The sequence below is a fragment of the Streptomyces catenulae genome (genome assembly GCF_000718015.1).
Taxonomy (GTDB): domain Bacteria; phylum Actinomycetota; class Actinomycetes; order Streptomycetales; family Streptomycetaceae; genus Streptomyces; species Streptomyces catenulae.
This window is the reverse complement of sequence record NZ_JODY01000035.1, coordinates 1-12,138: the sequence shown is the minus strand read 5'-3', so window position 1 is coordinate 12,138 and position 12,138 is coordinate 1. Positions and strand designations below refer to the sequence as shown.

Genomic DNA, 12,138 nt, shown 5'->3' with positions numbered 1-12,138 from the left:
AATCACAGGGCATCGGGCCCTGTATGCCTTAGATTCTACATGCAGGACTCGAAAATTCATAAAGATTGGAAGGCTAGAGGGCATGGACGCGGTGGATAGGCAGCTCATCCAGGCACTTCGCGAAAACGGGCGGGCCTCGTACGCGGAGCTGGGCCGGCTCGTCGGCCTCTCCGGGCCCAGCGTCACGGACCGCATCAACCGTCTGGAGGCGGCCGGAGTGATCACCGGCTACCGCGCGACGATCGACGCCAAGTCCCTCGGGCTCGGCGTCACCGCGCTGGTCGGCATCTCCCTCTCGGACGCCGCCGACCACGAGGACGTCGCCCAGCGGCTGCGCGACCTGGAGGAGATCGAGGACTGCTGGTTCATCGCCGGGGACGACTCCTACATGCTCAAGGTCCGCGTCGGCGACGTCGACGGCCTGGAGACCACGATCCGGCGGCTCTCCGGCACCAAGGGCGTCTCCCGTACGCGCACCACCATCGTGCTCTCCACCAAGTGGGAGAACCGCGTCGGTGAGCTGCCGGAGGAGCCCGCGTAGCAGACCGGGGCCGGGCGGGGGCCCGTCAGGGGTCTCCGCCCGCCTCGCGCGCGGGGGAGTAGGCTCGGTCCGGCTCGTTCGCAGGGCCGGAACGGGACAGACACGGACACGGCAGGACTGGGAGGCGACCGGATGGCTGCGTCGATGGATGCGGGGCTCAAGCGCGAGCTGGAGGCGAAGGTCCACGCCGGTGAGCGGCTCACCCGCGAGGACGGCATCGCCCTCTACGAGTCCGACGACCTGGCGTGGCTGGGCGGTCTCGCCCACGAGGTGCGTACCCGTAAGAACGGCGACGTCGTCCACTTCAACGTCAACCGTCACCTCAACATGACGAATGTGTGCACCGCGTCGTGCGCCTACTGCTCGTTCCAGCGCAAGCCGGGCGAGAAGGACGCGTACACCATGCGCATCGAGGAGGCCGTCCGCCTCGCCAAGGCGATGGAGAACGACAATCTCACCGAGCTGCACATCGTCAACGGGCTCCACCCGAACCTGCCGTGGCGCTACTACCCGCGCTCCCTCAGCGAGCTGAAGAAGGCGCTGCCGAACGTCTCGCTGAAGGCGTTCACCGCCACCGAGATCCACCACTTCGAGACCATCTCCGGTCTCTCCGCCTCCGAGATCCTCGACGAGCTGATCGAGGCGGGTCTGGAGTCGCTGACCGGCGGCGGCGCGGAGATCTTCGACTGGGAGGTCCGGCAGCACATCGTCGACCACCGCACCCACTGGGAGGACTGGTCGCGCATCCACCGCCTCGCGCACGAGAAGGGTCTGAAGACCCCGTGCACGATGCTCTACGGCCACATCGAGGAGCCGCGCCACCGCGTCGACCACGTGCTGCGCCTGCGGGAGCTGCAGGACGAGACCGGCGGCTTCCAGGTCTTCATCCCGCTCCGCTACCAGCACGACTTCGTCGACATGCAGGACGGCAAGGTCCGTAACAAGCTCCAGGCGCGTACGACGATGGCCACCGGCGCCGAGGCGCTGAAGACCTTCGCCGTCTCCCGACTGCTCTTCGACAACGTCCCGCACGTCAAGTGCTTCTGGGTGATGCACGGGCTGCAGACCACGCAGCTGGCGCTCCAGCACGGCGCGGACGACATGGACGGCTCGGTCGTCGAGTACAAGATCACGCACGACGCGGACAACTACGGGACGCCCAACAAGCTGACCCGTGAGGACCTCCTCGACCTGATCCGCGACGCCGGGTTCCGCCCCGTCGAGCGCAACACCCGCTACGAGGCGATCCGCGAGTACCCGGGTCCGGACCCGGACCGCCGTGAGTCGCCGCAGGCGATGCGCGTCTGACGCCGTTCACCGACAACGCCCCCCGGCTCCGGCCGGGGGGCGTTCTCGCTGGTCCGGGACGCCCTGCCGGCGGCCCGGCAACGCCCGCCGGGGCCACGGAAGATCGCCCCTGGCGCTGTGCTTGACTGGTTGGCGACCCTTTGGTTGCCGTTGAGAAGAAGGTTCCGCACCGTGAGCAGCCCCAAGTACGCCACACTCCGCTACACCGCGCTTCGCCTCGGCCTCTTCCTCGCCTGCTTCGTGGTGGCGTGGGGGCTCGCCTGGCTCGGGGTCATCCCGCTCGCGACCAAGGGTTCGCAGGTGATCTGGCTGCTGCTGGTCGCCATCGTGGTCTCCGCGCCGCTCAGCCTGGTGCTGCTGCGCAAGCAGCGGGACCAGATGTCCGTACAGATCGTCGACAAGGTCGACCGGCAGCGCGAGCGGCTGGCCGCCAACCGCAGCCAGGAGGACGGCCTCCTCTGAAGCCGCCGGGCCGCACGCCGGTCCGTCCGCCACGGGTGTCGGACACCTCACACCCGCACCGCACCGTCCTGGACGCCCCGCCCCGGAATTTCCTTTCCGTGGCGGGGCGTTCGGCATGTATGAGCGGTTCCGTGGACGCCGAGACCAAAGATTTTCTTTGGGTTCCTCAAAGCTTGAGTGTTAACGTAATCGACATGAAGACAGCAGCCGCGCACACGCTCCCGCCGGGCATCCGGCTCGTGGCGCGCCTGCACGTCGATCTTTGCCGCTGTGTCTCCGCGGCTTGTTGCCGCCGCTGACCTCTGAGAGCGGCCGGAGATCCGCGTACGGACCTCCGGGCGGCCTGACGCCCCTTCACCTCTGCACCTCACCCGAGCCTGACCTGCCCAGGAGTGTGTCCGTTGTCCACGCCTTCCGAGACTTCCGCGCCCGCGAGACCCCGAATACCCAAGATCCCGTTCTGGGTCCAGATCCTGTCCGGTCTGGTCCTCGGCGTCCTGCTCGGCTGGGTCGCCAAGAGCGGTGACGTCGCCTGGCTGACGTCCACGCTGGGGCACATCGGCGACATGTTCGTGCAGCTGCTGAAGCTCGTCGTCGCCCCGCTGGTCTTCTTCGCGATCCTGGTGTCGATCACCAACCTGCGGCAGGTCAACAACGCCGCCCGGCTCGCCACCCGCACCCTGCTGTGGTTCATGGTCACCTCGCTGATCGCGGTCGCCATCGGCCTCGCGATCGGCCTGCTGACCCACCCCGGCGCGGGCACCGGCCTGACGCCGAAGGACGGGCAGGCGCCCGACCACGCCGGATCCTGGATCGACTTCCTGACCGGCATCGTCCCCACCGACGTGATCACGCCCTTCACCGAGCTGAAGGTCATGCAGATCGTCTTCATGGGCGCCGTCGCCGGTGTCGCCGCCCTCCAGCTCGGCGAGAAGGCCGAACCGGTCCTCAAGATCAGCCGCTCCGGTCTGGAGCTGCTCCAGAAGGCCCTGTGGTGGGTCATCCGCCTCGCCCCGATCGGCACCGTCGGCCTCATCGGCAACGCCATCGCGACGTACGGCTGGAACCTCATCGGCAAGTACGCGACGTTCACCGTCGACATCTACGTCGGCTGCGCCCTGGTCCTCTTCGGCGTCTACCCGCTGCTGCTCTCGACGGTCGCCAAGGTCAACCCGATCCAGTTCTTCAAGGGCGCCTGGCCCGCGATCCAGCTGGCGTTCGTCTCCCGCTCCTCGGTCGGCACCATGCCGGTCACCCAGAAGGTCACCGAGCGCCTCGGTGTGCCCAAGGAGTACGCGTCCTTCGCGGTGCCGTTCGGCTCGACGACCAAGATGGACGGCTGCGCCTCGATCTACCCGGCGATCGCCGCGATCTTCATCGCCCAGATCTTCGATGTGCCGCTGAGCATCGGCGACTACGTCCTGATCGCCTTCGTCTCGGTCATCGGCTCGGCGGCGACCGCCGGTCTGACCGGCGCGACGGTCATGCTGACCCTGACCCTGTCCACCCTGGGCCTGCCCCTGGAGGGCGTCGGTCTGCTGATGGCGATCGACCCGATCGTCGACATGATGCGCACCGCCACCAACGTCGCGGGCCAGTCGGCGATCCCGATCATCGTCGCCGCCAAGGAGAAGATCCTCGACCGCGACGCGTACGCCACCGCCCACGGCAGCACCCTGGAGGCGGACGCGGCGGACGTCGTCCCCGCCGAGCAGCCCGCCCCGGTGCCCGCCGCGGCGGCTGCGGGCTGAGCCGTCCGCGCGGGCCGTCCGTCCCCCGGTCCGCGCGCGCCACGGCGCCCCCGGAACCCTCGTGGTTCCGGGGGCGCCGTCGTCGTACCGGCGGGCTCACCCCGTGGCGCCGGTGTGCGCGAGGATCGCCGCGGCGAGCGGACCCTGGACGGCCGGGGGCAGCGCATGGCCCATGCCCGGGATCTCCGTGACCCGTACGGCGTTGAGGCACCGGGCGAGGTGGTGCGGGTGGGGCGGCGGGAACACCGGCTCGGCGGGGGCCACGACGACCTGCACCGGGACGCGGTTGGCGGCCAGTTCCTCGGTGCGCAGCAGTCCGTCGGGGTCGGCGCGGGAGTGGGCGCTCGGCGGGGTGTACGTCCCGGTGTGCGCGATGATCTGCCGCTCCAGGTCGCGGTACCACTCCGGGTCGAAGGGGAGCCGCCCGCCCGCGAGCAGCCGCCAGTGTGCGACGCGCCGGTCCAGTTCGGCCTCCTCGCCGTGGTCCTCGACCGGCCGCGCCCAGAACTCCAGGATCTCCGGCGCGATGCCCGGCAACTCCTCGACGGGGGTCTCGGTGCCGTCCGGTGCGGTGTACGGGCGGGTGCTGAGCGCGTTGGTGCCCATCAGGGTGGCGGAGGCGACCCGTTCGGGGTGGTCGGCGAGGACGAGTTGGCCCAGCATCCCGCCGAGGGAGAGCCCGGCGAGGTGGGCGCGGGCGATGCCGAGCCCGTCGAGGAGGGCGACGACGTCCTCGGCGAGCGCGGAGATCGGATAGGGGTCGGTGTCGAACGACCAGGTGGAGCGGCCGGTGTCGCGGTGGTCGTAGCGGATCACGCGGTGGTGCTCGGCGAGCGCGTCGACGAACGGCTCGGGCCAGCCGATGCCGGACGCCTGCGCGCCCATGACCAGGAGCAGCGGCGGCGCGTCGGCCGGACCGCGCTGCTCGGTCCAGAGGCGGACGCCGGGGGCGGTTTCGACGTACTGCTGCATGGGGGACCTCCGGGGGCGGTGACGGGAAGGGGCGTACGGGCCCGTTCGCGGGCCTGTCCGCGGGCACGGCGCGGCGACGTCAGGCGAGACGTGGCGTCTCGCTTCGCAACGAGACGTATCGTCTCGTTAAGTGGGGAGGGCGTCAAGGGAAGGGGTGTGCGAGCCGAAGATCGTAAACTTCGGTGCGGTCGAGGGGTGGGACGGAAGGACGTTCGGCGTGGGTGCGGTGAAGGGGAAGCGGGTGCCGCGTGCGGTCCGCGAGCAGCAGATGTTGGACGCGGCGGTGATCACCTTCGCCCGGCACGGCTACCGCGCCGCCTCGATGGACGGCATCGCGGAGCTGGCCGGTGTCTCCAAACCGCTCGTCTACCTCTATCTGCACTCCAAGGAGGAGCTGTTCAGCGCCGTCATCCGGCGGGAGGCGGCGGCGCTGGTCGCCGCGGTGACGGCGGCGGTCGAGCCGCACGCGCCCGCCGACCGCCAGCTGTGGAGCGGGCTGACCGGCTTCTTCGCGCACACCGCGGCGCACCCCGACAGCTGGGCGGTCCTCCACCAGCAGGCGCGCACACAGGGCGAGCCGTTCGCGCACGAGGTGGCCGCGATGCGCGCCGGGCTGGTCGACTTCGTGGCCGATCTGATCGGCGCCGCCGCCCGGGAGTCGGAGTGCGCCGCCGATCTGCCCGCGCGCGAGGTGGCGGGCCTCGCCCACGCCCTGGTCGGCGCGGCCGAATCGCTGGCGGAGTGGGCCAACGTCCCACCGGAGGGCGCCGGTTCGGACGATGCGCCCCCGGCGGACCCGCGGGCGGCGGCGGAGCGCACGGCCGCCACGCTGATGAACTTCGCCTGGACCGGGCTGCACCGGATGATGACGGGGGAGCGGTGGGGGCCGGGGGTGGCCGCTGAGTCGCCGGGGGTGGGCGACTGAGGGGGCCCCGGGGTGCCACACGCGGACCCGTACGGGGATCCCGCCCTCGGCCCGGGACGGTTACGACGGTGGCCCGGCGGGCCGGGCGGCGTGGCGCCATCCGGGTGAAGCGGGAGCGGAGGGCTTTTCCGCTCTCCCCGATCGGTCGCACGGCCTCTTATGTTGCCCGGTGTCCATCCCGGCGGGAGCGGCGCCGGGGCGGAGCCGCCCTCGCCCACCAAGGGAGCGCGACATGCGCCAGATGCCGTCGTCCGAGATGGTCACCTTGATCTCGTTCCTCGCCGTCCTGCTGATCTTCTTCAGCATCGATGTGCGGGCGAGGGAGTCGCCGGGCTCCGGACCGTGGCACGCGCGCCTCTTCGAGGGCGCCTCCCGGGTCGGCGGGATCGCCACCGCGCTGGCCCTGGCCCTGGGGTGGGTGGATCTCTTCCTGCCGGACGAGGGCAGCCCGATCCATGTGGCGCTCGTGGCCGTTCCCGGCACGGTCGCGGTGGTGTGCGCCATCGTGCTGGGACTGGAGATGCTGTGGCAGCGCCGGGCCGAGCCGTGAGCCCTGCGCGGCGGGCGGCGGGGCGGCGCCCGGATCCGGCGCACAAAGCCCGGCGTCAGGCATTGGCCGACGCGCGACCCTGGCGTAAATTTACCGCGAAGTAAGGTTACCGGCCGGTCGGCGCGAACGGTCGGCACAGGCCACCCCTTGCCGCCTGCCGAACGCCACCTGCCGAAACCCCAACTGCCGTCATACGTAAGGCAGTTGGCTGCTCATCAAGCGCCCCGTCGCCCCGCTCCCCTCGCTCACCCACTCCCGCTCTCCCTCCCCACGTAGCGCACCCGGTCACGTCCCGCGTCCGTCCCCCGCGTACGCGGTGGTGGCCGCCGCCCGTCGGGTTCGACCGTGCCCGGCGGCGACTCCACCACCGACGAGGAGCCGCCCGTGTTCCGCCAGGATTCCGCCCCGCCCCCGCCCGCCGCGCCCGCGCTGACGGTCCACGACGGCACCGTCCGCGAGGTCGCGCTGCCCCCGCTGGCGGCGCCGCTCGTCCGCGGTTCCCTGGGTGACCTGCCGTTCGTCAACGCCGCCCAAGCGCCCGGGGCGGTCGCGCTGGCCCGGCGGCAGGCCGACGGCGGCTGGTCCGACCTGACCTGCGCGGACTTCGCGGACGAGGTCCGGGCCGTCGCCAAGGGCCTGATCGCCCACGGGCTGCGCCGCGGCGACCGGCTGGCGCTCATGGCCCGTACCACCTACGAGTGGACCCTCATCGACTGCGCCGCCTGGGCCGCCGGGCTGATCACCGTCCCCGTCCACCCCACTGCCTCCGCCCACCAGGTGGCGTGGATCCTCCACGACTCCGGGGCCGCCGCCTGCGTCGGGGAGAGCGTCACGGAGACCCGGCTGATCACCGGCGTCCGCGGCGGGCTGCCCGCCCTCGTCCACCTCTGGCAGTTCGACACCGGCGCCGTCGCCCACCTCGTCGCCGCCGGACGGGAACTGCCCGACACGGTGGTCGACGAACGGCGCGCCACCATCGGCCCCGCCGACCTCGCCACCCTCGTCTACACCTCCGGCACCACCGGCCGCCCCAAGGGCTGCGCGCTGACCCACGGCAACGTCCACGCCGAGATCGACAACGCGGTGGCGCTGCTCGGCCCCGTCCTCCGCCCCGACGGCGCCGAACCGGCGTCCACCCTCCTCTTCCTCCCGCTCTCCCATGTCTTCGGCCGGATGGCCGCGCTGGTCTGCCTGCGCGCCCGGGTACGCCTCGGCCACGCGCCCAGCCTCCGCACCGACGACCTCCTCGCCGACCTGGCCGACTTCCGCCCGACCTTCCTCCACGCCGTCCCGTACGTCCTGGAGAAGGTCTGCCGCACCGCTCGCGCCGCCGCCGAGGCCGCGGGCCGGGGCGCCGCCTTCGACCGGGCGGTCCGCGTCGCCCGCGGCTACGGGGAGGCGGTCGCCGCCCGCGACCGCGGCACCGGGAGAGGGCCGGGCCCCGGCCTGAAAGCGGCCCGCCGCCTCCACGAGCCGGTGGCCTACCGCCCCTTCCGCGACGCTCGGTGGCCGCGTACGGCATCTGATCTGCGGCGGCTCCCCGCTCGACCGGGATCTGGCGCACTTCTGCACCGGCGCCGGGGTCACGCTCCTGGAGGGTTACGGTCTGGCCGAGACCTGCGGCGCCGCCACCGCCGCCCCGCCGCTGGGGCCGCGCCCCGGCACCGTCGGACTGCCGCTGCCCGGCGGTGCCGTACGGATCGCGGACGACGGCGAGGTGCTGCTGCGCGGCGGCCAGGTCTTCGCCGGGTACTGGGAGGCGTCCCGCGCCACGGCCGTCCCCGCCACCACCGACGGCTGGTTCGCCACCGGCGACCTCGGCACCCTGGACCCGGACGGCCACCTCACCCTCACCGGCCGCAAGACGGACATGATCGTGACCACCGGCGGCAAGCGGGTCGCCCCGGCGCCCCTGGAGGACCGGGTCCGGGCGCACCCCCTGATAGCCCACTGCCTGGTCACCGGCGACAACCGCCCCTACGTCACCGCGCTCCTCACCCTGGACCCCGAGGCCCTGACCCACTGGCGCCGCAGGGCCCGGAAGACGGACGTCCCGCTCGCCGCCCTCGTCGACGACCCGGACCTCCGCGCCACCCTCCAGCGCGCCGTCGACGACGCCAACCGCCTGGTCTCCCGCCCGGAGTCGATCCGCCGCTTCGCGGTCCTCCCCGTCGAGTTCACCGAACGCGCCGGCCAGCTGACGCCGTCCCACAAGCTCCGCCGGGCGGAGGTGACCCGCCAGTTCACCGACCGGATCGAGGACCTGTACGAGGCGGGGCCCGGGTCGGGGTGACCCGTACGGGGCCCTGACCCGTCCCTCGGGGGGCGGCCCCGCGCGCCCCGCACGCTCCGATCGGGCGGCCCACACGAGCCACCCGAAGTGACCCACGCGACCTGACTCCTCCGTAAGAAACCCGCTACCCCCTATGGAGCCATCCCGCGCGGCGCGTCAGACTGGAACCCCGTGTCACCTCTGTGGGGGAGGTGGCACGGGGCTTTCGGTTGGGGCGGAGGGGCGAAGCCCCGGGGGCGGGGGATCGCCTCGTCGTCCCCGTCCGTGGCCTGAAGGTGGCGCCGGGTGGGCCCCGGCCCGTGGTTCCGGCGGTGGCCCGGCACCGGTTCGTCGCGGCGGTGCAGAGGGACGGGGCCAGTACGTGGGCGACGGCCCTCACCCCGCGGCTGCGTGATCGGACGTGCGCCGTACGGAGGTTTCCGCCCCGTGGCGCCGGGCTCCGGGTGATGCTGGGGCGATGAGTGACGTGACCGGTCGGGGGCGGGCCCTGGCGTTCGAGGGGGATGCGGTCCGCTACGCGGTGAGCAGGCCCTCGTATCCGGCTGAGCTGTTCGACTTCGTGGGGGAGTGCCTGGGGCGGCCCTGGGCCGGGGTCCGGGTCGCCGATGTCGGGGCGGGGACCGGGATCGCGACCGCGTTGCTGCGGGAGCGCGGCGCCGCGGTGGTCGCGGTGGAGCCGGGGGCGGCGATGGCGGCGGAGCTGCGGCGGGCGTTGCCGCAGGTGCCGCTGGTCCGGGGCGACGGCAACGCGCTGCCGCTCGCCGACGGCAGCTGCGACCTCGTCACGTACGCGCAGTCCTGGCAGTGGACCGACACCGCGCGGGCGGTGCCGGAGGCGCGGCGGGTGGTGCGGGCGGGCGGGGCGTTGGCGGTCTGGTGGAACACCACCGCCTTCGATGTGCCGTGGCTGCGGGCGCAGCACGAGCGGATCGCCCGCCACTGCGGGGTGGCCCCGCGCGCCGCGACCCGGCCCGACGACGCGACGGCGATCCGGCTGGCGGGCCTCACGGAGCTGCGCGTCGTACGGCGGCTGCTCCCCTGGGGGCGCGCCGTGCCGCTCGGCACCCACCTCGCCAACGTCGGCAGCCGCTCCGCCCTCCTCGTCCTCGCACCGGCCGCGCGCCGCGCCTTCCTCGACGCGGAGCGCGAGCGGTTGGCGGCGGAATTTCCCGGTGGGGTGGTCGAGGAGCGGTACGTGGTGGATGTGCTGGTGGCCGGGGAGCGGTGAGGGCCGGTCCGCTGCCTCAGACCGCGCGGCGGGCCACCGTGCCGACCGCGCCGCCCGCGTCGAGGCGGGGGATGCGCTGCTGGGCGGCGTGCGCGGCGGCCCGGTAGCGGGGGTCGGGGCGGAGCGCGTACTCGCGCAGACACGCCTCGGTGAACTTGATGACGTGTTCGTCGCCGTGCTCGGCGGCGCGCCCGGCCTGATCGGCGAGGGGCGGCAGGTCGGGGACCTCGTCGCGCCAGGCGTCGGTGCCCTCGCCGCGCCGGTCGGTGGTGAACGCCAGCAGGAACGCGGTGTGCACCTGCCAGAGCCGGGCCAGCGTCGGCTCGTACAGCTCGTACGGGAGGTGGGGCAGGACGAGGCGGACGGCGGCGGGGGCGGTGACGCCGTGGATGAGGGGGACCGGGGGGACCTCGGGGTGGCCGAGGTAGACGTCGGTGAACTGGAGCGTCATGTCGCCGAGCAGGCGCGGCGCGTGCTCGGGGGCGAGGCGGCCCAGGCTCTCGTGGTAGCCGGGGTGGTCGGTGAGGGCGTCCAGACGCTGCCGGACCGCGCCCGGGGTGAGGCCGCCGTCCTGCGGGTCGCGGGGGAGGGCGGCGACGGCGGACGGGAGGGCGAAGGTGCCGTGCAGGTGGGGCACGCCGGGGAGTTCGGTGTGGCGGGCGGCCCAGTAGGCGAGGCCGCGGGCGAGTTCGGTGAGCTGGAGCGGGGTGGCGTCGGCGCCGGTCGCGTGCAGGCCACGGACGGCGTGGGCGGTACGGATCAGACCGTGGGTCAACCCTGCGAACAGGCCGGGGAGCAGCCGCGGCCACCAGCGGACGAGGACGTCGCGCCAGGGGGAGTCGGCGAGTTCCCGGGCGAAGAGGGCCTCCCAGTCGCCCGCCCGGTCGAAGGCGCCGAGGGCGGGGCGCCAGGAGGACGGGTCGGCGGGGTCGAGGGGGAAGCGGGCGGTGGGCGGGGCGTGGTGGTCGAGGGCGTTGCGGTAGCGGCCGACCCAGCGGGCGACGTCGTCCTCGTGGCCGAGCGCGGCGAGCGCCTCGGCGCCCATGGGACCGTGGCTGGCGAGGTCGACGCCCTGCCCGCGTTCGTAGCCGAGGTCGTCCATCCGCTCCAGGGCGTCGTTGAGGGCGTCGTGGTATCCGGTCGACGGCATGGTCTCCCCGTTCTGGGTGGTGTGGGGCGAGGGCGGGTTGGTGCGGATCCCTGAAGTGGATTCGGTGCGGAACCCTGAAGTGAGTCCGGTGCGGATCTCCGAAGTGAGTTCGGGTTCCTTGAGTTCGGGTTCCTTAACAGTTTGGATATCCGAAGCGTTTAGGATCGGAGTATGCCTCATGCGTACGAGCCGGGGAAGAGCCCCCGGGTGCCGAACCCCGCGGAACTCGAAGTCATCGGCCTCGTACCGCTGTTGGCGCCGTTCTTCCGGGCCGGGGCCGTCGCCGACCTCATGCCGGAGAAGATGCGGCGGACGATGGCGGAGCACGGGCTGACCGCCCGGCACGGCGCGGTCCTGCCGCAGCTGCTCTCCGGCGGCCCGCTGCCCGTCGGCGAGATCGCGCGGCGGCTCCAGGTGTCCCTGCCGACCGCGAGCGAACTGGTCGGCGCGCTCCACCGCGCCGGAATGGTCACCCGCACCGAGGACCCGGCCAACCGCCGCCGCATCCTGGTCGACCTCGCCGACGCCTACCGCCCGGCCCTCGAAACATTCGTCGCCCGCCGCTCCGAACCCCTGCTGCGCGCCCTCGACACCCTCACACCCGACGAACGCGCCGGATTCCTGGCCGGGCTGACGGGGTGGGTACGGGAGATCAGGGAGAGCTAGGGGAGGGGAGAACTGGGGTGGAGCTGGGGGAGCGTCGCGGGGTGTTCCGGTGGCGTCGCGGGGGTGTTCCGGGAGCGTCGCGGGAGAACCGTCCGGCAGCCCAGCGGGAGGACCCGCCCGGGAGGACCCGCCCGGGAGGACCCGGGGCGAGATCAGGGAGATCCCAGGGAGATCCCAGGGGCCCTCCCGCCGTACCCGTGCCGCCCGCCGGGCAGGGATCAGCCCGGGGGCCCACCCACCCCCTACGGGACAACCCGCACCCCCAACCCGCCCCACCCCACCACCCCGTAAG

Annotated in this window: 10 protein-coding genes and 1 pseudogene; 9 read left to right on the top strand and 2 right to left on the bottom strand. The window is 73.0% G+C overall.

Annotated elements, in window-relative coordinates; genetic code table 11:
* The first annotated feature begins 82 nt into the window (after window positions 1-82).
* From IF23_RS0125715 to IF23_RS0125700, 4 genes are all read left to right on the top strand, one after another.
* Window positions 83-541, top strand: coding sequence for an Lrp/AsnC family transcriptional regulator (locus IF23_RS0125715; RefSeq protein WP_030287666.1), 459 nt, complete (start codon window positions 83-85; stop codon window positions 539-541).
* A gap of 144 nt (window positions 542-685) precedes the next feature.
* A complete protein-coding gene (mqnE, locus tag IF23_RS0125710) occupies window positions 686-1,849 on the top strand; it encodes an aminofutalosine synthase MqnE (RefSeq protein ID WP_030287665.1) in 1,164 nt (387 codons plus the stop codon).
* 171 nt (window positions 1,850-2,020) lie between these two features.
* Window positions 2,021-2,311 carry a DUF4229 domain-containing protein gene (locus tag IF23_RS0125705; RefSeq protein WP_030287664.1) on the top strand — a complete coding sequence of 97 codons (291 nt, stop codon included), beginning with the start codon at window positions 2,021-2,023 and terminating at the stop codon, window positions 2,309-2,311.
* A gap of 401 nt (window positions 2,312-2,712) precedes the next feature.
* Window positions 2,713-4,062, top strand: a complete 1,350-nt coding sequence (locus IF23_RS0125700) for a dicarboxylate/amino acid:cation symporter (protein WP_030287662.1) — start codon at window positions 2,713-2,715, stop codon at window positions 4,060-4,062.
* Between the two features lie 96 nt (window positions 4,063-4,158).
* Here the strand turns inward: IF23_RS0125700 and IF23_RS0125695 are convergent, their stop codons facing one another.
* Window positions 4,159-5,034 carry an alpha/beta fold hydrolase gene (locus IF23_RS0125695; protein WP_030287660.1) on the bottom strand — a complete coding sequence of 292 codons (876 nt, stop codon included), beginning with the start codon at window positions 5,032-5,034 and terminating at the stop codon, window positions 4,159-4,161.
* 268 nt (window positions 5,035-5,302) lie between these two features.
* Here IF23_RS0125695 and IF23_RS0125690 point away from each other — a divergent pair, with 268 nt between their 5' ends.
* From IF23_RS0125690 to IF23_RS0125675, 4 genes and pseudogenes are all read left to right on the top strand, one after another.
* A complete protein-coding gene (locus IF23_RS0125690) occupies window positions 5,303-5,959 on the top strand; it encodes a TetR/AcrR family transcriptional regulator (RefSeq protein ID WP_078654262.1) in 657 nt (218 codons plus the stop codon).
* A 232-nt stretch (window positions 5,960-6,191) separates the two neighbouring features.
* Window positions 6,192-6,509: a hypothetical protein gene (locus IF23_RS0125685; protein WP_030287656.1), complete on the top strand. Its 318-nt coding sequence runs from the start codon at window positions 6,192-6,194 to the stop codon at window positions 6,507-6,509.
* 384 nt (window positions 6,510-6,893) lie between these two features.
* A pseudogene (locus IF23_RS31610) lies at window positions 6,894-8,802 on the top strand (AMP-dependent synthetase/ligase).
* 466 nt (window positions 8,803-9,268) lie between these two features.
* Entirely contained in the window at window positions 9,269-10,030 is a 762-nt protein-coding gene (locus tag IF23_RS0125675; protein WP_030287654.1) for a class I SAM-dependent methyltransferase, read from the top strand.
* Window positions 10,031-10,046: 16 nt separating this feature from the next.
* On the opposite strand, the gene IF23_RS0125670 is transcribed toward IF23_RS0125675, so the two are convergent.
* Window positions 10,047-11,180 (bottom strand): questin oxidase family protein, encoded by a 1,134-nt coding sequence (locus tag IF23_RS0125670; protein WP_037679669.1) that lies wholly within the window; start codon window positions 11,178-11,180, stop codon window positions 10,047-10,049.
* A gap of 171 nt (window positions 11,181-11,351) precedes the next feature.
* Here IF23_RS0125670 and IF23_RS0125665 point away from each other — a divergent pair, with 171 nt between their 5' ends.
* On the top strand, window positions 11,352-11,846 hold the full coding sequence (locus tag IF23_RS0125665; protein ID WP_030287650.1) for a MarR family winged helix-turn-helix transcriptional regulator: 495 nt from the start codon (window positions 11,352-11,354) through the stop codon (window positions 11,844-11,846).
* Window positions 11,847-12,138: the final 292 nt, after the last annotated feature.

Bases quoted from the DNA above. Each gene is read 5' to 3' on its own strand.
- IF23_RS0125715 (WP_030287666.1), top strand. From the start codon at position 83: ATGGACGCGGTGGATAGGCAGCTCATCCAGGCACTTCGCGAAAACGGG.
- mqnE (WP_030287665.1), top strand. From the start codon at position 686: ATGGATGCGGGGCTCAAGCGCGAGCTGGAGGCGAAGGTCCACGCCGGT.
- IF23_RS0125695 (WP_030287660.1), bottom strand. From the start codon at position 5,034: ATGCAGCAGTACGTCGAAACCGCCCCCGGCGTCCGCCTCTGGACCGAG.
- IF23_RS0125690 (WP_078654262.1), top strand. From the start codon at position 5,303: ATGTTGGACGCGGCGGTGATCACCTTCGCCCGGCACGGCTACCGCGCC.
- IF23_RS0125685 (WP_030287656.1), top strand. From the start codon at position 6,192: ATGCGCCAGATGCCGTCGTCCGAGATGGTCACCTTGATCTCGTTCCTC.
- IF23_RS0125670 (WP_037679669.1), bottom strand. From the start codon at position 11,180: ATGCCGTCGACCGGATACCACGACGCCCTCAACGACGCCCTGGAGCGG.
- IF23_RS0125665 (WP_030287650.1), top strand. From the start codon at position 11,352: ATGCCTCATGCGTACGAGCCGGGGAAGAGCCCCCGGGTGCCGAACCCC.